The 20,047-nt window shown below is 69.0% G+C and carries 20 protein-coding genes and 2 tRNA genes; 13 read left to right on the top strand and 9 right to left on the bottom strand.

Going from position 1 to position 20,047, the window contains the following annotated elements:
• Window positions 1-91 precede the first annotated feature (91 nt).
• Window positions 92-337, top strand: coding sequence for a DNA-directed RNA polymerase subunit alpha C-terminal domain-containing protein (locus QTH87_RS14040; protein ID WP_286609821.1), 246 nt, complete (start codon window positions 92-94; stop codon window positions 335-337).
• Between the two features lie 6 nt (window positions 338-343).
• On the opposite strand, the gene QTH87_RS14035 is transcribed toward QTH87_RS14040, so the two are convergent.
• Window positions 344-544: a hypothetical protein gene (locus tag QTH87_RS14035; RefSeq protein WP_286609819.1), complete on the bottom strand. Its 201-nt coding sequence runs from the start codon at window positions 542-544 to the stop codon at window positions 344-346.
• 94 nt (window positions 545-638) lie between these two features.
• Here QTH87_RS14035 and QTH87_RS14030 point away from each other — a divergent pair, with 94 nt between their 5' ends.
• Window positions 639-1,952 carry an NUDIX hydrolase gene (locus QTH87_RS14030; protein ID WP_286609818.1) on the top strand — a complete coding sequence of 438 codons (1,314 nt, stop codon included), beginning with the start codon at window positions 639-641 and terminating at the stop codon, window positions 1,950-1,952.
• A 31-nt stretch (window positions 1,953-1,983) separates the two neighbouring features.
• Here the strand turns inward: QTH87_RS14030 and QTH87_RS14025 are convergent, their stop codons facing one another.
• Window positions 1,984-2,634 (bottom strand): dioxygenase family protein, encoded by a 651-nt coding sequence (locus QTH87_RS14025; protein WP_286609816.1) that lies wholly within the window; start codon window positions 2,632-2,634, stop codon window positions 1,984-1,986.
• Between the two features lie 281 nt (window positions 2,635-2,915).
• Window positions 2,916-2,992, bottom strand: a tRNA-Arg gene (locus QTH87_RS14020).
• Window positions 2,993-3,167: 175 nt separating this feature from the next.
• On the opposite strand from QTH87_RS14020, the gene QTH87_RS14015 reads away from it, so the two are divergent.
• Window positions 3,168-3,383 carry a hypothetical protein gene (locus tag QTH87_RS14015; RefSeq protein ID WP_286609814.1) on the top strand — a complete coding sequence of 72 codons (216 nt, stop codon included), beginning with the start codon at window positions 3,168-3,170 and terminating at the stop codon, window positions 3,381-3,383.
• Here the strand turns inward: QTH87_RS14015 and QTH87_RS14010 are convergent.
• The 4 genes from QTH87_RS14010 to QTH87_RS13995 all read right to left on the bottom strand — a co-directional run bounded on the left by QTH87_RS14010 (window position 3,376) and on the right by QTH87_RS13995 (window position 6,609).
• Window positions 3,376-4,002 carry a thermonuclease family protein gene (locus QTH87_RS14010; RefSeq protein ID WP_353506148.1) on the bottom strand — a complete coding sequence of 209 codons (627 nt, stop codon included), beginning with the start codon at window positions 4,000-4,002 and terminating at the stop codon, window positions 3,376-3,378. The genes QTH87_RS14015 and QTH87_RS14010 overlap by 8 nt on opposite strands.
• A 12-nt stretch (window positions 4,003-4,014) precedes the next feature.
• Window positions 4,015-4,091 (bottom strand) — tRNA-Pro (locus tag QTH87_RS14005).
• A 50-nt stretch (window positions 4,092-4,141) separates the two neighbouring features.
• Entirely contained in the window at window positions 4,142-4,846 is a 705-nt protein-coding gene (locus tag QTH87_RS14000; protein WP_286609812.1) for a glutathione binding-like protein, read from the bottom strand.
• Window positions 4,847-4,902: 56 nt separating this feature from the next.
• Window positions 4,903-6,609, bottom strand: coding sequence for an FAD-dependent oxidoreductase (locus tag QTH87_RS13995; RefSeq protein ID WP_286609810.1), 1,707 nt, complete (start codon window positions 6,607-6,609; stop codon window positions 4,903-4,905).
• Window positions 6,610-6,742: 133 nt separating this feature from the next.
• On the opposite strand from QTH87_RS13995, the gene QTH87_RS13990 reads away from it, so the two are divergent.
• From QTH87_RS13990 to QTH87_RS13980, 3 genes are all read left to right on the top strand, one after another.
• A complete protein-coding gene (locus tag QTH87_RS13990) occupies window positions 6,743-7,576 on the top strand; it encodes a GNAT family N-acetyltransferase (RefSeq protein ID WP_286609809.1) in 834 nt (277 codons plus the stop codon).
• A 108-nt stretch (window positions 7,577-7,684) separates the two neighbouring features.
• Window positions 7,685-9,829, top strand: coding sequence for a polyphosphate kinase 1 (ppk1, locus tag QTH87_RS13985; RefSeq protein WP_286609807.1), 2,145 nt, complete (start codon window positions 7,685-7,687; stop codon window positions 9,827-9,829).
• A gap of 8 nt (window positions 9,830-9,837) precedes the next feature.
• Entirely contained in the window at window positions 9,838-10,299 is a 462-nt protein-coding gene (locus QTH87_RS13980) for a SixA phosphatase family protein (protein ID WP_286609805.1), read from the top strand.
• 24 nt (window positions 10,300-10,323) lie between these two features.
• Here the strand turns inward: QTH87_RS13980 and QTH87_RS13975 are convergent, their stop codons facing one another.
• The gene (locus QTH87_RS13975) at window positions 10,324-11,841 is read right to left on the bottom strand and encodes a Ppx/GppA phosphatase family protein (RefSeq protein ID WP_286609803.1); all 1,518 of its coding nucleotides are present in this window, start codon (window positions 11,839-11,841) and stop codon (window positions 10,324-10,326) included.
• 247 nt (window positions 11,842-12,088) lie between these two features.
• Between QTH87_RS13975 and pstS the strand changes: the two genes are divergently transcribed.
• The 7 genes from pstS (at window position 12,089) to phoR (ending at window position 18,715) form a co-directional block, all read left to right on the top strand.
• On the top strand, window positions 12,089-13,126 hold the full coding sequence (gene pstS, locus QTH87_RS13970; protein WP_286609802.1) for a phosphate ABC transporter substrate-binding protein PstS: 1,038 nt from the start codon (window positions 12,089-12,091) through the stop codon (window positions 13,124-13,126).
• A gap of 20 nt (window positions 13,127-13,146) precedes the next feature.
• The gene (pstC, locus tag QTH87_RS13965; protein WP_286609801.1) at window positions 13,147-14,217 is read left to right on the top strand and encodes a phosphate ABC transporter permease PstC; all 1,071 of its coding nucleotides are present in this window, start codon (window positions 13,147-13,149) and stop codon (window positions 14,215-14,217) included.
• Window positions 14,214-15,098, top strand: coding sequence for a phosphate ABC transporter permease PstA (gene pstA, locus QTH87_RS13960; RefSeq protein ID WP_286609799.1), 885 nt, complete (start codon window positions 14,214-14,216; stop codon window positions 15,096-15,098). Before pstC ends, pstA begins: the two co-directional genes overlap by 4 nt.
• Before the next feature lie 7 nt (window positions 15,099-15,105).
• Window positions 15,106-15,885 (top strand): phosphate ABC transporter ATP-binding protein PstB, encoded by a 780-nt coding sequence (gene pstB / locus QTH87_RS13955; protein WP_286609797.1) that lies wholly within the window; start codon window positions 15,106-15,108, stop codon window positions 15,883-15,885.
• A 10-nt stretch (window positions 15,886-15,895) separates the two neighbouring features.
• A complete protein-coding gene (phoU, locus tag QTH87_RS13950; RefSeq protein ID WP_286609796.1) occupies window positions 15,896-16,597 on the top strand; it encodes a phosphate signaling complex protein PhoU in 702 nt (233 codons plus the stop codon).
• Between the two features lie 18 nt (window positions 16,598-16,615).
• Window positions 16,616-17,308 (top strand): phosphate regulon transcriptional regulator PhoB, encoded by a 693-nt coding sequence (phoB, locus tag QTH87_RS13945; protein ID WP_286609795.1) that lies wholly within the window; start codon window positions 16,616-16,618, stop codon window positions 17,306-17,308.
• A gap of 66 nt (window positions 17,309-17,374) precedes the next feature.
• The gene (gene phoR, locus QTH87_RS13940) at window positions 17,375-18,715 is read left to right on the top strand and encodes a phosphate regulon sensor histidine kinase PhoR (RefSeq protein ID WP_286609793.1); all 1,341 of its coding nucleotides are present in this window, start codon (window positions 17,375-17,377) and stop codon (window positions 18,713-18,715) included.
• On the opposite strand, the gene QTH87_RS13935 is transcribed toward phoR, so the two are convergent.
• Window positions 18,699-20,039 carry an MATE family efflux transporter gene (locus QTH87_RS13935; RefSeq protein ID WP_286609791.1) on the bottom strand — a complete coding sequence of 447 codons (1,341 nt, stop codon included), beginning with the start codon at window positions 20,037-20,039 and terminating at the stop codon, window positions 18,699-18,701. The two genes, phoR and QTH87_RS13935, sit on opposite strands and share 17 nt — an antisense overlap.
• Between the last annotated feature and the right edge of the window lie 8 nt (window positions 20,040-20,047).

The raw sequence follows: 20,047 nt of genomic DNA, 5'->3' as shown, positions 1-20,047 counted from the left end.
TCACAGATGATTTTCAAGGTGCGGGGTCCCGTTGGTGGGTGGCACGAAGTGTGCAAGTTTCAGGCATCCCCACCACCAGCACGCCAGAACCATGGAGACGCACGATTCGGCCTTCGCCGTCCTTCCCGCACCGCCCCAGATCCTGGACGCCGACATTGCCGTCCTGCAGCTGTGCGACCGCACCACCAACCTGCTGCGCATGAACCAGCTCAACACCGTGCGCGACCTCGTTCGGCTGCCCGCGCGAAAGCTGTTCGCGCTTTCACGGCTGGGGAGCAACTCGCTGCGCGAGATCGTCGAGAGCGTCGACCGCAAGGGCCTGCGCCTGGCCGACTGAAGCGGCTCAGCGGCCCTGGCTCAGGCGTGCGAGACCCTGGGCCGTAAGGTGGGTCCGGCCCTCTCGGTCGGCGATCACCAGCCCGTTCGAGCGCAGCCGCCACGAGACCTGCAAGGCCTCGGCCGGTGCATGGCGCCTCAGGTGCGCCTCGCGCAGCGCCAGAAGCTGCCGCCACTGTTCCTCGTTGAGCTGGATCTTCTTCGTCACGCCGCCGACCTCCGCAGATTCGCAGGAGTGTCGGTTCCCGGCGGGCCGGGCGCCTCCCCCCTTTTGCGGATGCTGGTAAAAACTCCGCCAGCCCATGACCGAATCCACCTCCGCTCCTCCGCCCGCCGCGCCGCGCCCGATCCGTTTCGCCGCCTCGCTGATCGTGCTGCGCAACGGCCCTGCCGGACTCGAGGTGCTGATGTTGCGCCGCGCCGAGAAGGAGGCCGACCAGAACAGCGGCGCCAGCGTCTTCCCGGGTGGGGGCGTCGATCCGCACGACCGCCTGCTGCACGGGCATTGCGGCAGCGTCACCGACCTCGCGGCCAGCCGCACGCTCGAACTGCCTTCCGGGGGGCTGGACTTCTACATCGCCGCGATCCGCGAATGCTTCGAGGAGGCCGGCCTGCTGTTCGCGCGCACGGACGACGGGCGGGCCGTGGCGCTCGACACGCTGGCCGAAGCCGAGGTCGCCGCGCTGCGCGCGCGCGCCGAAGCCGGCGGCGCCGAGGCCTGGCTGCAGCTGTGTGCCGAGCGTGGCTGGCAGTTCGACGCCGAGCGGCTGGCCTACTTCGCCCACTGGCTCACGCCGCCCGGCATGCCGCGGCGCTTCGACACCCGCTTCTTCGTCGCCCTGGCGCCGCCGAGTCAGACCGCTCGCCCCGACGGCCGCGAGACGGTCGAGCACCAGTGGCTGCGTCCCGCCGATGCGGTCGCGCCCGAGCGCGGCCTGCGCCTCATGAACGTCACGCGCCGCGTACTGCTGCAGCTTGCCGCCTTCGACAGCGCGGAGGACTGCCTCGCGCATGCGCGGGCCCTGAGCCGCATTCCGCTCGTGATGCCGAGGCTCGCTTCGGGCCCGGCCGGGCGACTGCCCGTCAACCCTGACGAGCCGGCCTACGCCGAGATCGGGCGGATCGATCCCGAGGGCGCGGGCCATGGCCGGTACGAGCTCGGGCATGGCCTGGCGATGGCGATGTCGCCGCGCATCGTGCGCCTGACCGCGCGCCATGCGGGCGTGCTGCGCAACAGCTATTTCGTCGGCCACGCGGCCGGCGGCTGGGCGCTGATCGATCCCGCGGTCGAGGACGAGGGCGATCTCGAATGGCTGCGCGCCTCGGCGCCCGGGCCGGTGCGCTGGATCGTGTCGACCCGCCTGCAGATGCAACGGCCGCTTGCGCTGCAACGCGCCCAGGCCCTGTGGCCCGAGGCCGAGGCGCCATGGGCCGAGCGCAGCGCGCTCGCCGGCGTGGGCCTGCAATGGGTCGAGGCCGGCGATCCGCAGTCGCGCTGGCTGCTGCTCGAGGAGGAGCGGACGCTGTTCACCGGCGACTTCGAGCCACCCGCGGGCTTCGGCGATTCGCGCATCGACTGGTTCGCGCCCGCCCAAGGCTTCCTGCGGCGTCGCTGAGGGCGCCGCAGGCAAAGGCAGCTCAGGCAGCTCAGGCGGCTGCGACCACGATCGGAAAGCGCGCCTTCCACCCGTCCGGGCCGCGCTCGAAAGGCACCGTCACCGCGGCCCTGGCGTCGTCGGGCAGATTGCGCCAGAGGAAGTCGCGTTCGTTGTTCGGATCGCCGGCCACGTAGAGCTGCGTGGTCAGCAGTTCCCTGTCGCCGAGCTTCACCTTGACGTGGATATGCGGCGTGCGTCCCGTGTAGGGCACCGGGCGGATGGTGCGAAAGCGATAGCCGCCCTCGGAATCGACCGCCACGCGGCCGAACCCTTGAAAGGCGGCGTCGGCGCGGCCGCGATCGCCGGGGTGGTGATAGTGGCCTGCGGCATCGCACTGCCAGATCTCGACGACGGCGCCGCGCAGGGCCCGGCCGTCGAGATCGGTAACGGTGCCGCCGACCCAGCTCGGCTCGCCCGCGGCATAGGCCAGCTTGCCGTTGCGCAGCAGGTCGTCGTCCATGTCCTTTGGCAGTGTCACGGGGTAGAACGGTCCTTCGGTCTGCGAAGGCGTGGCGCGCCGCGTGACCGGCGCCTGAGCGCGGGCGCCGAGCCACAGCGCGGGCGCCGCGATGAGTGCAGCAGCGACAGCGCGCCGCGGCAGGCCGTGAACGAGGGTGGAAGGGCGGTGGTGGGTGGTCATGCGCGCTCCGGAAATTGCTCTCGCATCTTCGTCGCGGCGCGCTCAAACCGAAAGCGGATAACGAAAGGCCCTCCGACAGGTTTCCCTTGATCGGAGGGCCTTCGCGGCCTCGGAGTAACTTTCGAGGTCTTGCCGTGACCGTGAATTCAATGTGCCCTGGCGTGCAGCGCCGGCGATTCGGCGGCGGGCGCGAGACGAGGAAGGTGCATTCCTACCCGCAGCAGCGCGGGTGCGGCGGCAGCAAGACGAAATGGCGAAATGGCGAAATGGCGAGATGGAAATGGCGTCGCGGACAGGAATCGAACCCGTAACCCCCAGCTTAGAAGGCTGGTGCTCTATCCGGTTGAGCTACCGCGACTTGTTCGGAGCGGAAAGCACGCCGCAGCAGGCTGGTCCGCCGCGCATTATAGGAAGCCGGGCCTGCGCGAGGCCGACGCACCGCGATGTGGGCGGCGGCCGACACCCGCTGGCGCCATTGCCCGAGCTTGCTGTTGCGGCTTCCGGTCCATGGTCTGGCCTTTGAGGAGCCACCCATGAACGACGCCCGACGCAGCCCCGCCGACTCCAGCAGCAACGACGAGCCGGAACTCGGCGCCGAGGAATCGGTGCCGCTGGACGGCAAGGATCCGGTCGGCGAAAAGATGATCGAGGACCTGGGCCGCGAACGCAGCAAGGACAAGGACAAGGACAAGAACGAGCACGGCGACGCCGATCCCGGACCCTTGCCCGAGCAACTCCCGGTCAGTTGACGCCCTGCGGCTTGGTGCGCCGCGCCTGTCTCCACTGCCAGGGCGGCATGGGGTCGGCGTCGCGCCAGAGCCCCGCACGCTTCGCACGTGCCTCCTGCTCCGCGAATTCGTACTGACCGCGTTCCTGGGGCGTCTGTTCGCCCGCGTAGGCGCGGTACCACCAGGCCATCCCGATCGTCAGCATTGCAAGGCCGGCGTCGAGCGTTCGCGGGCCGTCGGGTGCCGAATTCGGCGCCACCATCACCCTGCAGACGCTGCGGCCGTAGGGGTCGGTCTTCGGACAGTCGAGATCCACCTCCTTGCCGAAGATCAGCTGCGACAGCGCCTGCCGCGCGCGGGTGCCGAAGGCCTGCTGGCGCTCGGGCGCGTCGATGGCATTGAAGCGCACGCGGATCTGTTCCTGCCTGATGCCGTTGTCGCAAAGCGCGGTGAACGTGTCGCCGTCGGAAATACCGACGACACGGCAGGTGCGCGGTGCCGCATAGGCGAGCAGGGGGAGGGCGAGCAGGCAGGCGGCGAGAAGGCGGCGCATGAATCGAGGAACGCAAGTGGCGCCGCCGGGGGGGGGCCGGGAGCCCATGACGACAATGCCCGCAGCGACCGGAATCGCTGCGGGCATGACGTTTGTTGTTGGTCGGGGCGAAAGGATTCGAACCTTCGACCCTCTGGTCCCAAACCAGATGCGCTACCAGGCTGCGCTACACCCCGACGAGCCTTCGATTCTAACCCGAGCGGAGAGGGCTTCGCGGGTCGGATGCTCAACGCCGCTGATATTGGGTCTTTCCGAACAGCGTCTCCCGGTCCTTGTCGCCGGTGAGCGGCTGCCGCAGATCGGCCAGCACCTTGACGCCGCGCTGCACTGCGGGCCGTGCGGCGATGCGATCGAACCAGGCCTTCAGGTGCGGATATTCGGTCAGCACGATGCCCTGGTTTTCCCAGCTGCGCAGCCACGGGAAGATCGCGATGTCGGCGATCGAGTAGCTCTCGCCGGCGATGAAGGCGTGGCTCGCCAGCCGGCGGTCGATCACGCCGTACAGGCGCCTGGCCTCGTTGCTGTAGCGGTCGATCGCATAGCCGATCTTCTCTGGCGCATAGAGGCGGAAGTGATGCGCCTGGCCGAGCATCGGTCCGACGCCACCCATCTGGAACATCAGCCACTGCAGCACCTCGAAGCGAGCCCTGTCGCCCTCGGGCAGGAAGCGGCCGGTCTTGCCTGCGAGGTACACCAGGATGGCGCCCGATTCGAAGAGCGAGATCGGCTGGCCGTCGGGTCCGTCGGGGTCGGTGATCGCCGGGATCTTGTTGTTGGGGCTGATCTCGAGAAAGGCCGGTTCGAACTGGTCGCCACGGCCGATGTTCACCGGGTGCGCGACGTAGGGCAGGCCGCACTCCTCCAGCATGATGTGGACCTTGTGACCATTGGGCGTGGCCCAGGAATAGACGTCGATGGGGGCTTGGGGCATGTCCTGGCAATCGATGGATGGCGCCGGCGCGCGGCGGAGCCGCAAAGCATAGCCCTTCAGATCGTCGCAGGCGCCGTGGCGTCGGCCTGCGGCTGCGCGGCCAGATGCTGGTGGATCAGCGCCACCACCGCGGCCCCTTCACCGATCGCGCCGCCCACGCGCTTGACCGAGCCCGAACGGACGTCGCCGATCGCGAACACGCCCGGCACGCTCGATTCGAGGGCCGCCGCCGTGCGGGCCGGAAAGCCTCCGCGCGCCGCCTGGCCCGTCACCACGAAGCCGTGCTTGTCGAGCACCACGCCACAGCCCGCGAGCCAGTCGGTCTCGGGCACCGCGCCGATGAACAGGAAGATGTTGCGGGCCGGGCAGTCCTCGTGCTCGCCGCTCAGGCGATTGCGCCAGGTGGCACCGTTCAGGCCGCCGCCGGCCGGATCGCCGTGCAGTGCGAGCAATTCGGTGTGCGGGTGCAGCTCGATGTTGTCGCTGGCCTCGATCCGGTCGATCAGGTAGCGCGACATCGTGGCGGCGAGCGAGGGCCCGCGCACCAGCACGTTGACCTTGGCCGCATGCTGCGACAGGAACACCGCGGCCTGCCCGGCCGAGTTGCCGCCGCCCACCAGCGCCACCTCCTGCTTCTCGCAGAGGCGGGCCTCGAGCGCCGAGGCCCAGAACCAGATGCCGCGACCCTCGAATTCCGCGAGGCGCGGCACTTCGGGGCGCCGGTAGCGTGCGCCGCTCGCGATCACCAGGGTGCGCGCGGTGATCCGCCGGCCGTCGGTCAGCAGCACCGTGACCCGGCCGTGGGTCTCGGCCGCGCTGCAGTCCAGCGATTCGACCTGCGCCGGGATCAGCATCTCGACACCGAACTTCTGTGCCTGCACGTAGGCCCGTCCGGCCAGCGCGCCACCCGAGATGCCGGTCGGAAAGCCCAGGTAGTTCTCGATCCGCGCACTGGCGCCGGCCTGGCCGCCGAAGGAGCGGCAGTCGATCACGATCACGCGCAGCCCTTCCGAGGCCGCATAGACCGCGGTCGCGAGTCCGGCCGGCCCGGCGCCCACCACCACGACGTCGAACAGGTCGTCGTGGGCGATGGTGTCCACCATGCCCAGGCAGCGCGCGAGCGCATGCTCGGTCGGGTTCGGCATCACGGAGCCGTCGGGGCAGACCACCAGCAGTTCGGACTCGCCGTACTGCTCGAGCAGCGCGGCGGCGTCGGCGTCCCGGGTGGCATCGACCACGTGGCATGGGTAGCCGTTGCGGCCGAGGAAGTTCTGCACCCGCAACACGCCGGCCGACTGCGGCGGGCCGATCAGCACCGGCCCGCTGGCGCCCGATTCGATCAAGGCGACGCGGCGCAGGATCATCGCCCGCACCAGCCGCTCGCCGAGGTCGGCCTCGGCAATGATCAGGGCGCGCAGCTGGTCCGGCGGCACCAGCAGGGTCTGGACATCGGTCTCGGCATGGCCGTCGACCAGGGCCGGCCGGCCCGAGAGCTGGGCGATCTCGGCCAGGAACTGGCCCGGCCCCTGGTGGTCGATCGGCACCACGTGGCCGAGGCCGTCGCGCTGGGTGATCGAGACCGTCCCCTCGAGCACCACGAACATGCCGGGTCCGGGATCGCCGGCGCGAAACAGGCAGTCGCCGCGCGCGTGCTGCCGCACGCTGCCGAAGCGCCGGATGCGCGCGATGTCGGCAGCGCTCAGGATGGGGAACATCTGGTGGCGGCGGGTCTCGACCTCGATCGTCGTGGGTTCGTCGGGCATGCAATCTCCAGTCAGGGAATCTGCGGCATTAAACGCCCAAGCGGGCCGGCGCGCGTGCCGTCATCCAAATGCCTTCGTATCGACATGCTGGTTTCATGCCCGCTGCCGAGACTGCCCGGCAGAAAGGGACGCCATGAAAGAACTGCCGATTCCGACCCTCGCATTCGCCCGGCTGGGCCTGCGCGGAGGCGCTGCAATAGCGGTTCCTGCGCGCCCGGAGCCGGCCGCGCCGGCGACCGGCTCGGGCATCCGCGTGAGCTGGGCCCGTCACCTCGACGAGGTGCGCGCCGCCCAGCGCCTGCGCCACGAGGTGTTCGCGGGCGAGATGGGCGCACGGCTCTCGACGCCGCTGGCCGGCCACGACATCGACCTGTTCGACGACTTCTGCGAGCACCTGCTGGTGCGGGAGGAATCCACCGACCAGGTCATCGGCACCTACCGCGTGCTCACGCCGGCCCAGGCCCGGCGCGTCGGCAGCACCTACAGCGACATCGAGTTCGACCTCACGCGGCTGCGCGACCTGCGCGCGCGCATGGTCGAGCTCGGCCGCAGCTGCGTGCGCGCCGACCATCGGCAGGGCGGCGTGATCCTCGCGTTGTGGGGCGCACTGGCGGGGTTCATGGATCGCAACCGGCTCGACACCATGATCGGCTGCGCGAGCATCCCGATGTGGCATGCCGGCGTGGTGAGCGGCGACGCGGCGGCGAGCATCTGGCGCCAGGTCTCGGCCAGCCACATGGCGCCGATCCAGTTCCAGGTCCAGCCGCGGTTGCCGCTGCCGGTCCAGCGGCTCGACGGCGGGCTTGCGGTCGAGCCGCCGGCACTGATCAAGGGCTATCTGCGGCTCGGCGCCAAGGTGCTCGGGCCGCCGGCCTGGGACCCGGACTTCAACACCGCCGACCTGCCGATGCTGATGCGAATCGACGACCTGCCGGCGCGCTACCGGCGGCATTTCGAGGCGCGCTGAGTCGCCCGGCCGTCACGCGTTCGTCATCGATCTGACATATTCGGCCCCGACACTGTCATGTTCCGACCTTCGAGCATTGATGCGGAGGTTGTTACAGAATCCCACTTCATGTCGCCCGCCCATCCGGACAAAACAACAGCGCCCGCCGAACCTGCCCCCAGCCTGACCCTGCTCGACCGGGATCATGCGATCCTGGCCTTCAACGAGCGGGTGCTCGACTGGGCCTACCGGCCCGAGGTGCCGCTGATCGAGCGGCTGCGCTACCTGTGCATCGTGTCGTCGAACCTCGACGAGTTCTTCGAGGTGCGCGCCGCGCCGCACCTGGCCGCCAGCGTGGCCGGCGAGCACAAGGGCAACTACACGGTCGATTCCTTCGAGCGGCTGGCGGCGGCCTCGCATTCGCTGGTGGCGCGCCAGTACGCGCTCTACAACGATGGCCTGATCCCGGCGTTCGCGAGCCAGGGCATCGAGATCATCTCGCACGGCGAGCGCAATCCGGCGCAGCGCAAGTGGGTGCACGAGTATTTCGAGCGCGAGGTGCGGCCGCTGCTGATCCCGGTCGGTCTCGATCCGGCGCATCCGTTCCCGCAGGTCGCGAACAAGTCGCTGAACTTCATCGTCCGCCTCGGCGGCAAGGACGCCTTCGGGCGCGAGAACCCGATCGCGATCGTCAAGGTTCCGCGCGTGCTGCCACGCGTGATCCGCATGCCGGCCAAGGTGTCCGGCGGCAAGACCCTGTTCATCGCGCTTTCGAGCGTGGTGCGGGCGCATCTCTCGAGCATGTTTCCCGGTCGGGAAGTGGGCGAGTTCTCGCAATTCCGCGTCACCCGCCACTCCGATCTCGCGGTCGACGAGGAAGACGTTCGCAACCTGCGCACCGCGCTGCGGCAGGGCCTGCAGCACCGGCACTTCGGCCAGGCGGTGCGGCTCGAGGTCTCGGCCAGCTGCGCGGAGTCGCTCGCCAGCTTCCTGCTGGCGCAGTTCGAGCTGCCGGCGCAGGCGCTCTACCGCGTCCACGGGCCGGTCAATCTCGCGCGCCTCACGCAGCTGATCGACCTGCTCGACGAACCCCAGCTGAAGTTCCCGCCCTATCAGGCCTCCTATCCGATCACGCTGTCGCCGGGCCAGTCCTTCTTCGACCGGCTGCAGCGCAGCGACGTGCTGATCCATCAGCCCTTCGAGAGTTTCGGCGGCGTGCTGGCCTTCTTGCGCGAGGCGGTCACCGATCCGCAGGTGCTCGCGATCAAGCAGACCATCTACCGCACGGGCACCGACTCCGAGCTCATGGACCTGCTGCGCGAGGCCGTGCGCCGCGGCAAGGAAGTGACGGTGGTGGTAGAGCTCAAGGCGCGCTTCGACGAGGAGGCCAACATCAACTGGGCCGAGATGCTCGAGTCGATCGGCGCCCAGGTGGTCTATGGCGTGGTGGGCCTCAAGACCCACGCCAAGATGCTGCTCGTCACGCGCCGCGAGGGCAAGAAGCTGGTGCGCTACGGCCACCTGTCGACCGGCAATTACAACCCGCGCACCGCGGCGCTCTACACCGACATCAGCCACCTGACGGCCGATCCGCTGCTGACGGCCGACATGGAAGCGGTGTTCTTCCATCTGGCGAGCCAGAGCCGGCTGCCGAAGTTGAACCGCATGTGGCTGGCGCCCTTCGACCTGCACCGCAACCTGATCGCGCGCATCGACGCGCTCGGTGCCGCGGCGGCGATGGGCGACGCCACGCGCATCGTTGCCAAGATGAACGCGCTGACCGACGAGGCGCTGATCGCGGCACTCGTGCGGGCCGGCCAGAAGGGCGTGAAGATCGACCTGATCGTGCGCGGTGCCTGCACGCTGCCGGCGCGCGTGCCCGGACTGACCGACAACATCCGGGTGCGCTCGGTGATCGGACGCTTCCTCGAGCATTCGCGGGTCTTCTATTTCCGCGAGGGTGCCGACGAATCGCTGTACCTCTCGAGCGCCGACTGGATGAACCGGAACATGCTGCGCCGCATCGAGCTCGCCTGGCCGGTGACCGACCCGGTGCTGCGCCAGCGCCTGATCGACGAATGCCTCGTGGCCTACCTGCACGACGGTCGCGATGCCTGGGACCTGGGCGCCGACGGCGTCTATCACCGCGTCCACAAGGACACGCATCCGGGCGAGGAGGGCGCCTCGCGCGCCATCGAGGCCCACGGCGCGCAGACCGCCCTCATGAACCGCTACGCCTCGCGCGGCCGCAGCCGCGCGGCATCCAGGGATTGAACTCGACCATGGACCTCATTTTCTGGCGCCACGCCGAAGCCGACGACTGGACGGAGGGCTGTGACGACATGCAGCGCGCGCTGACCTCGCGCGGCGAGAAGCAGGCCAAGCGCATGGCGGCCTGGCTCGACCGCCAGCTGCCCGAGGGCACGCGCATCGTCAGCAGCCCGGCGCGCCGCTGCGAGCAGACGGTGCTGGCGCTCGGGCGCAAGTACAAGCTGCGGACCGAACTGGCGCCCGACACCACGGCCGACGCGCTGCTGGCCGCGGCCGGCTGGCCCAACGGAAAGTCTGTGGTGCTGCTGGTCGGGCACCAGCCGTCGCTGGGGCAGGCCATTTCGCTGCTGCTCGGCCTGCAGCAGGACAGCTGCCCGGTACGCAAGGGCGCGGTCTGGTGGATTCGCACGCGCGAGCGCGACGGCGACGTGCAGACCGTGGTGGTGACGGTGCAGGCGGCGGAGCTTCTCTAGCGCCGCTGGCCGCGCCGGTCTGCCTCAGGCACCAGCCAGCTCGAGCCGCCACGCGGTCTTCTGCCAGGCCAGGACTTCCTCGCGCAGCAGATAGGCCGATTGCGGATAGAGGCCGGCCCAGTCCGGACGGCAGGCGATGCCGAACACCCGCTTGTCGGCCCGCTCGAGGCGGATGCCCCCGAGATCGGGCTCGCGGCGCGCGTGGCACAGGATCACGGCCAGCCGCAGCGCGATCAGCTGGGCGGTGAAGATCTCGTCCTCGAGCGATATCGCCACCTTGCGCAGCTTGCCGCGATGGCCCAGCACCAGCTGGCTCAGGCCGTGCATCTCGTTGACCGCAAAGCCCGGCGCGTCGGCGTTGTCGAGGATGTAGGCGCTGTGCTTGTGGTATTCGCTGTGCGAGATCTGGGCGCCGATCTCGTGCAGCTGCGCGGCCCAGCCCAGCTTGCGCAGTGCGCGGCCGGCGCGGCTCGTGGTGCTGCCGCCGCGGGCGGCCGGATCGAGCTGCAGATAGAGCGCCGAAGCGGTCTCGGCGACGCGCTTGACCTGGGCGGCATCGACCGGGAAGCGGTTCGCGAGGCGCGCCACCGTGGTGGTGCGCAGGTCGGCGACCACGTCGTCGCGTTCCAGCAGCTCGTAGAGCACGCCGTGGCGCAGCGCGCCCTGCGCCACCTTCATCTCGTCGATCTCGAGCAGGTCGAAGACCGCGCGCAGCACGCTCACGCCGCCGCCGATCACGGCGCGGCGGTCCTCGCGCATGCCTTCGATGCGCAGCCGGTCGGCGCTGCCGGCGCGCAGCAGGCGATCGACCAGCCAGTCGAGGCCCTCGCGCGTGATCAGGCCGGGTTCGTTGCCGGCCGCGGCCAGCACGTCGCCGACCGCGCCGATGGTGCCCGAGGCGCCGTAGGCCACGTCCCAGCGGTCGGGCACGTAGGTGGCCAGGGCATCGTCGAGCACCGCCTTGGCGGCGATCTCGGCCGCCTGGAAGGCCTGCGGCGTGAACTGCCCCTCGGGGAAATGCTTCATCGACCAGGCCACGCTGCCGACCCGGTAGGACTCCATGACCTCGGCCTCGAGCGCATGGCCGATGACCAGCTCGGTCGAGCGGCCGCCGATGTCGACCACCAGCCGCCGCTCGCGGTTCGAGGCGTCGGTGTGCGGCAGCAGATGTGCCACGCCCTGGTAGATCAGGCGCGCTTCCTCGCGGCCGGTGATGACGTCGATGCCGAAACCCAGGATCGTGCGTGCGCGCAGCAGGAATTCGTCGCGGTTGCGGGCCTCGCGCAGGGTCTGGGTGGCCACGGCTCGCACCTGCGAGCGCTTGAAGCCGGCCAGGCGCTCGCCGAATCGCGCGAGCGCGTCCCAGCCGCGCTGCATGGCTTCGGGCGTGAGGTTGCGGTCGGCGTCGAGCCCGTTGCCCTGGCGCACGGTTTCCTTGAGGTATTCGGTGCGCTGGATCTGGCCGTGGTCGACCTGGCCGATTTCGAGCCGGTAGCTGTTCGATCCGAGATCGACCACCGCGAGGCGGGTTCCGTTTTGCATGGAGAGTGGAGTGGGGGACGTGCCCGATCGTAGCGCCGAGGGTGGCTTCGACCCGGATCCAGGGCTTTGGAGACGGGTCGTCGAGGCTAGGCGGGCCTCGTGACGGTTGTGTGACAGATGGGCGCCCGCAAGCGCGGTAGATCGTCATTTTCCCTCGACAGCGCCATGTCACGACGCTGTCACACAAGCTTTCTAGAGTCGCGGCCAAGCCCCGGACGGGGACCTCTTGCAGCTCAAAGGAAGAAACATGAAAACCACCTTCAAATTCGCAGCCGCCGGCCTCGTCGCCGCCGCTTTCGCGCTTCCCGCGCTGGCCCAGGAATCCGCCACCGGCGCGGGCGCCAGCTTCCCCGCACCGCTCTACTCGAAGTGGGCGGCCGACTTCAACAAGGTCACCGGCACCAAGATCAACTACCAGTCGGTCGGTTCGGGCGCCGGCCTCAAGCAGATCGACGCCAAGACGGTCGACTTCGGCGCCTCCGACATGCCGCTCACCGACGACGAGCTCAAGGCCAAGGGCCTGATGCAGTTCCCCACCGTCATCGGCGGCGTGATCCCGGTGGTCAACATCCAGGGCATCAAGCCCGGCGAGCTCAAGCTCAACGGCCAGGTGCTCGGCGACATCTACCTGGGCAAGATCACCAAGTGGAACGATCCCGCCGTCAAGGCGCTGAACCCGACGCTGGCCCTGCCGGACGCCACCATCGCGCCGGTGCGCCGTGCCGACGGCTCGGGCACCACCTTCCTGTTCACGAACTACCTGAGCAAGGCCAACCCGGACTGGAAGGCCAAGGTCGGCGACGGCACCGCGGTCAACTGGCCCACGGGCGCCGGCGGCAAGGGCAACGAGGGCGTCGCCGCCTTCGTGAACCGCCTGCCGAACTCGATCGGCTACGTCGAGTACGCGTATGTCAAGCAGAACAAGATGACGCACGCCCAGATGCAGAACCAGGCCGGCAACTTCGTGCAGCCCGATGACGACGCCTTCAAGGCTGCCGCCGCAGGCGCCGACTGGTCCAAGACCTTCTACCAGGTGCTGACCGACCAGCCCGGCAAGGATTCGTGGCCGATCACGGGTGCGACCTTCATCCTGATGCACAAGGCGCAGGACAAGCCCACGCAGGCCGCGACCACGCTCAAGTTCTTCGACTGGGCCTACAAGAATGGCGACAAGACCGCCGGCGAACTCGACTACGTGCCGATGCCCGACAAGGTCAAGGGCGTGATCGCCACCGCCTGGGGTGAGATCAAGGATGCGTCGGGCAAGCCCGTCGCGATCAAGTAAATCCACCCCCCGGCGCGCGCATGAGCACACCGCTTGACCGCGCGCCGGATCCGGAGCGACACGTGTCATCCACTTTCCCCGCCGGTGCCTCCCCGCTCGACCGTTCGGCCGAGCGCGCCCGCACCCAGGTCACCCCGCCGCCGGCCAAGCGTCCGCGCAGCGGCCCCGCCACCGACCGCATCTTCGGCTGGGCCGCCAAGGGCGCCGCGCTGCTGACGCTCGCGATGCTGATCGGCATCCTGCTGTCGCTGCTGTTCGGCGCCTGGCCCGCCATCGCCAAGTTCGGCCTCGGCTTTCTCACCAGCAGCACCTGGGACCCCGTCAAGGACGAGTACGGCGGCCTGGTGATGATCTACGGCACGCTGGCCACCTCGGTGATCGCGCTGCTGATCGCGGTGCCGGTGAGCTTCGGCATCGCGCTGTTCCTGACCGAGATGTCGCCGGCCTGGCTCAAGCGGCCGCTCGGCACCGCCATCGAACTGCTGGCGGCCGTGCCCTCGATCGTCTACGGCATGTGGGGCCTGCTGGTGTTCGGACCGATCCTGTCGACCTACGTGCAGCAACCGCTGCAGAAGCTGTTCGAAGGCGTGCCCTACCTGGGCGCGCTGGTGGCCGGCCCGCCGGTGGGCATCGGCATCCTGTCGGCCGGCATCATCCTCGCGATCATGATCATCCCGTTCATCGCCTCGGTGATGCGCGACGTGTTCGAGGTCACGCCGCCGCTGCTCAAGGAGTCGGCCTACGGCCTGGGCTCCACCACCTGGGAGGTGGTCTCGAAGGTGGTGCTGCCCTATACCAAGGCCGGCGTCATCGGCGGCATCATGCTCGGCCTCGGCCGTGCGCTCGGCGAGACCATGGCGGTCACCTTCGTGATCGGCAACACCAACCAGCTCAACTCGCTGTCGCTGTTCGAGCCCGCCAACAGCATCACATCGGTGCTGGCCAACGAGTTCGCCGAAGCCGGCGCCGGTCTGCACCAGGCCTCGCTGATGTACCTCGGGCTGGTGCTGTTCTTCATCACCTTCGTCGTGCTGTCGCTGTCCAAGCTGCTGCTGGCGCGCATGCGAAAGAGCGAGGGCACCAAGTCATGAGCACCGCAGAACGCCTCCTGAACGCCAAGACCCTGGACGAGACGCGCGCCGCGCGCTTCGCCGGTCGCAAGCGCGTCAACTTCATCGCCCTCACGCTGTCGCTGGCCGCCATGGCCTTCGGCGTGTTCTGGCTCGTGTGGATCCTCTGGGAAACGCTGCGCCTGGGCATCGGCGGACTGGCCCTCAGCACGCTGACCGAGATGACCCCGCCGCCCAACGAGGCCGGCGGCATCGCCAACGCCATCTTCGGCTCGCTGGTGATGGTGGCGATGGCCACCTTCGTCGGCACGCCGATCGGCATCATGGCCGGCATCTACCTGGCCGAGTACAACCCCAAGGGCTGGCTCTCGAACATCGTGCGCTTCGTCAACGACATCCTGCTGTCGGCGCCGTCGATCGTCATCGGCCTGTTCGTGTATGCGGTGGTGGTGGCCTACTTCAAGTCCTTCTCGGGTCTGGCCGGTGCCCTGGCGCTGGCGCTGATCGTGATCCCGGTCGTGATCCGCACCACCGAGAACATGCTGCAGCTGGTGCCGCCGGGCCTGCGCGAAGCGGCCTATGCACTGGGCACGCCCAAGTGGAAGGTCATCATGAGCATCACCTTGCGTGCCGCACGTGCCGGCGTCGTGACCGGCGTCCTGCTGGCCGTGGCGCGCATCGCGGGCGAGACCGCACCGCTGCTGTTCACTGCGCTCAACAACCAGTTCTGGACCTCCGACGTCACGCAGCCGATGGCCAGCCTGCCGGTGACCATCTTCAAGTTCGCGATGAGCCCCTACGAGAACTGGCAACAGCTGGCCTGGGCCGGCGTGTTCCTGATCACCGTCGCGGTGCTGGCGCTCAACATCCTCGCGCGAGTCGTCACGCGCAACAAGCTCTAAGAAAACCATGCCTACCACCCTCGCACAGCCCTCGCGTTCGAAGATCTCGGTCAAGGACCTGAACTTCTACTACGGCAAGTTCCACGCCCTCAAGGGCATCAACCTCGAGATCCCCGAGAACAAGGTGACGGCCTTCATCGGCCCGTCGGGCTGCGGCAAGTCGACCTTGCTGCGCACCTTCAACCGCATGTTCGAGCTCTATCCCGAGCAGCGCGCCGAGGGCACGATCGCGCTCGACGGCGAGAACCTGCTCACTTCCAAGCAGGACGTCGCGCTGATCCGCGCCAAGGTCGGCATGGTGTTCCAGAAGCCGACGCCGTTCCCGATGTCGATCTACGACAACATCGCCTTCGGCGTGAAGCTGTTCGAGACGCTCAGCGCCTCGGAGATGGACGACCGGGTCGAGTGGGCGCTGAAGAAGGCAGCCCTTTGGACCGAGGTGCGCGACAAGCTGCAGCAGAGCGGCTCGGGCCTCTCGGGCGGCCAGCAGCAGCGCCTGTGCATCGCGCGCGGCATTGCGATCAAGCCCGAGGTGCTGCTGCTCGACGAGCCCTGCTCGGCGCTCGATCCGATCTCGACCGCCAAGATCGAGGAGCTGATCGCCGAGCTCAAGAGCGAGTACACCGTGGTCATCGTGACCCACAACATGCAGCAGGCGGCGCGCTGCAGCGACTACACCGCCTACATGTACCTGGGTGACCTGATCGAGTTCGGCGCGACGGAAGACCTGTTCTTCAAGCCCAAGCGCAAAGAGACCGAAGACTACATCACCGGCCGCTTCGGCTGAGGGGAAAGCAATGACCGAGAAACACCTTTCCAGCCAGTTCGACAGCGAGCTCAACACCGTCTCCTCGCGCGTGATGGAGCTCGGCGGCATGGTCGAGGCGCAGATCCACCAGGCGGTGTATGCGCTGCAGGAGTTCGACGCCGAGGCGGCCGACCGCGTCACCGAGACCGAGAACCGCGTCAATGCGATGGAGATCGAGATCGACCGCGAGCTTTCGTCGATCATCGCCCGGCGCCAGCCGACCGCGCGCGACCTGCGTCTCCTGATCGCGATCTCCAAGACCACCGCCAACCTCGAGCGCGTGGGCGACGAGGCCCACAAGATCGCGCGCATGGTGAAGTCGATCATCGAGAGCGGCTCGGCGCGCGCGCTGCCTTCGAGCGACCTGCGCATCGCGGCCGACATGGCGTCCGGACTGCTGCGAAAGGCGCTCGACGCCTTCGCGCGCCTGGACACGGCGGCGGCGCTGTCGATCCTCAAGGACGACGACCTGATCGACAAGGAATTCGACGGCTTCGTGCGCAAGCTGGTCACCTACATGATGGAAGACCCGCGCAAGATCTCGGCCAGCCTCGACCTGCTGTTCCTGGCCAAGGCGATCGAGCGGATCGGCGACCATGCCAAGAACATCGCCGAGTTCATCATCTATATCGTCAAGGGTGCCGATGTGCGGCACACTTCGATGGAGCAGATCGAATCTGCCCTGCAGTGACGGGCACACACTGAATCCATGAAGAAACCAAGGATCCTGATCGTCGAAGACGAATCCTCGATCGCCGAGCTGATCGCGGTCAACCTGCGCCACAACGGATTCGATCCGATCTGGTCGGAGGACGGCGCATCGGCCCAGCGCGAGATCGACGCCATGCTGCCCGATCTCGTGCTGCTCGACTGGATGCTGCCGGGCCAGAGCGGCCTGCAGCTGGCACGCCAGTGGCGCAAGGACCCGCGCACCAAGGCCATCCCGATCCTGATGCTGACCGCGCGCGGCGACGAGCCCGACAAGGTTGCGGGCCTCGATGCCGGCGCCGACGACTACATCACCAAGCCCTTCTCCACGCAGGAGATGCTCGCCCGCATCCGCGCCGTGCTGCGCCGCCGCGCGCCCGAGGCGCCCAGCGAACGCGTCGAGATCGGCGAGCTGGTGCTCGACACCGCCACCCACCGCGTGACCTGGCAAGGCTCGCCGCTCAAGGTCGGACCGACGGAATTCAAGCTGCTGGGCTTCCTGATGCAGCATGCCGAACGGGTCCACAGCCGCGCGCAGCTGCTCGACAAGGTCTGGGGCGACCACGTCTACATCGAGGAACGCACGGTCGACGTCCACGTCAAGCGCCTGCGCGAGTCGCTCGGCGCAGCGGCCCCGATGGTCGAGACCGTGCGCGGCGCCGGCTACCGGCTCACGGCCCAGGCCACGGTCTGAGGCGCCTCGCCGCCTCCTGCCCGACCGGCCCTATCGGTCGTGTCCGGGCGGGATAATCGATCCGGCATGCCCTTTCGAATCTCCACCTTCCTGGCCGCTTCGGCGCTCGGTGCGGCCGCCGCGGCAGTGCTCGCGGCGTGGCATCACGCGTGGCTCGGCGCCTGGCTCGGCGCGCTGTTGTGGCTGCTGCTCGACGCCTGGCGCGCGCAGCGGCTGCTCGACGTGCTGCGCCACGACGCGGCCGGCCTGCCTTCGCGCGGGCCGGGCGTCTGGGGCGAGCTGTCCGAGCGCATCCGCAAGCTTCTGCGCGAACGCGACCTGAAGATCCGCCAGGCGGAGGATCGGCTGCAGGAGTTCCTGGCCGCCATCCAGGCTTCGCCGAACGGCGTCGTGCTGCTCGACGAGCAGGGGCGCATCGAATGGTGCAACCAGACGGCCGCCAGCCAGTTCGGCATCGATGCCGAGCGCGACCTGCTGCAGCACATGGCCAACCTGGTGCGCGACCCGGCCTTCGTGGCCTACCTGGCCTCGTGGAACTACAGCCGCGATGTCCTGATCGATGCGCCGGCCAAGGCCCAGCAGCACCGCGGGCAGGCCGCCCGGCTGTCGGTGCAGGTGCATCCCTATGCGGGCAACCGCCGCATGCTGCTGACGCGCGACATCACCTCGCTCGAGCAGGCCGAGGCCATGCGGCGTGATTTCGTCGCCAACGTCTCGCACGAGATCCGCACGCCGCTGACCGTGCTGGCCGGCTTCGTCGAGACGCTGCAGAACCTGCCGCTGGAGGCGGACGAGCGCGCCCGCTACCTGGGCCTCATGGCGCAGCAGTCGCACCGCATGGAAACGCTGGTCAACGACCTGCTCACCCTGTCGCGGCTCGAAGGCAGCGCCGCGCCGCCCGATCGGCGCTGGACGCCCATGCGGGCGCTGCTGGCGCAGTGCGAGGACGAGGGACGTGGCCTGTCGCAACGGCTCACGTCCCAGGGGCACCGCCTGTCCTTCGCGATCGATGCGGCCAGCGAGATCGCCGGCGCGCCGACCGAGTTGCAGAGTGCGATGTCGAACCTCGTCAGCAACGCGATCCGCTACACGCCGGGTGGCGGCGAAGTCGCTGTCAGCTGGCGCCTGCTGCCCGATGGTCGGGGCGAATACGCGGTGCGCGACAGCGGGCCCGGCATCGCGGCCGAGCATCTGCCACGGCTCACCGAGCGCTTCTATCGGGTCGACCGCAGCCGTTCGCGCGAGACCGGCGGCACCGGACTGGGCCTCGCGATCGTCAAGCACGTCGCCCAGCGCCACGGGGCGGAGCTCCGCATCGAGAGCACGCCCGGCCTGGGCTCGCGCTTCGCGCTGGTGTTCCCGGCGGCGCGCCTGCGGCCGGCCTCGACGCTCAGCGCCGCCGCCTGAGCGTGTACGTCAGCAGCGCCATGAACAGCGCCGCCGTGATCGCCAGCGCCAGCGCGCTCATGAGCCAGAAGGCCAGCGGCGACTCCATGGCCGGCCACGGCCCGACACCCCGGTAGGCCAGCAGGTAGCTGCCGCCCAGGCCCACGCCCCACAGCAGCGTGCAATACAGGATCAGCGGCAGCACCGTGACGCGGTAGCAGCGCAGCACGAAGACGCAGAGCGTCTGCAGCGCATCGGCGAAGTGATAGGCCGCGGTGGCCAGCAGCAGCGTCGCCCCGAGCGCCACCACGGCCGGATTGGTCGAGTAGATCCCCGCGAGCTGCCCGCGCAGCAGCGCCATCGCCCCGGCGAACAGCAGCGCGAGCGCAATCGTCAGCTCGAAGCCCTTGCGGCAGGCCCGCCTTGCCTGCGCCTCGTCGCCGGCACCGAGCCAGTAGCTCACGCGCGCGCTGGTCGCGATCGCGAGCGACAGCGGCACCATGTAGGCTACTGCCGTGAGGTTGGAGGCGATCTGGTGCGCCGCCGCCGCCGCCGTGCCCAGGCGCGCGATGAACAGCGCCATCAGCGTGAAAGAGGTCACCTCGACCAGCACCGACAGCCCGGCCGGCAACCCCAGGCGCGCGAACTGCCGCAGCTGCGCCCAGTCGGGCGCCTCGATGCGCTGCCAGAAGCGATAGCCACGGTAGAACGCGTCGCTGCGCAGCAGCCAGATGGCAGCCGCCAGCATCGTGTAGTTGACCACCAGCGTGGCCCAGGCGCAGCCGGCCAGCCCCATCGCAGGCAGGCCGGCGCCGCCGAAGGTGAACCAGATCGAGAGCGGCAGCTTCACGCCCAGCGACCCCAGCTGCAGCCAGGTCACGAGCTGCGGCTTGCCCAGGCTCTGGTTCAGCGTGCTGAAGACGCGGAACAGCAGCGCCGGCGCGAGCGCGAAGGCCAGCACGCGCAGGTAGGACTCGACGGCACCGCGCATGCCGGCGGGCACCTCGGTCCAGCGCAGCAAGGGCGCCGGGAACAGCAGCACCGCCATGCCGAGCGCGATCGCGGCGCCGCACAGGTACATCGACTGCCGCACCGAGTGGCCGACCTCGCCGGTGCGACCGCCGCCGTGCAGTTCGGCCCACACCGGGAGCAGCGCCTGCATCACGCCCATCAGCGAGACGAAGACACTGATGAAGATCGCCGAGCCGACCGACAGCGCAGCCAGTGCGTCCTCGGCGTAGCGGCCGGCCACGATCGTGTCGGTGACGCCGAAGGCCATCACCGCGAGCTGGCCGACCAGCACCGTGCCGGCGTGCCGAGCGATCACGCCGCGTTCGCTGGCCACTGCCGGCT

Origin of the sequence: Variovorax jilinensis (genome assembly GCF_030316885.1) — a bacterium.
GTDB classification, from domain to species: Bacteria; Pseudomonadota; Gammaproteobacteria; order Burkholderiales; family Burkholderiaceae_C; genus Variovorax; species Variovorax jilinensis.
Note: the sequence above shows the minus strand (reverse complement) of the source record. Positions and strands in the feature narration are given on the sequence as shown.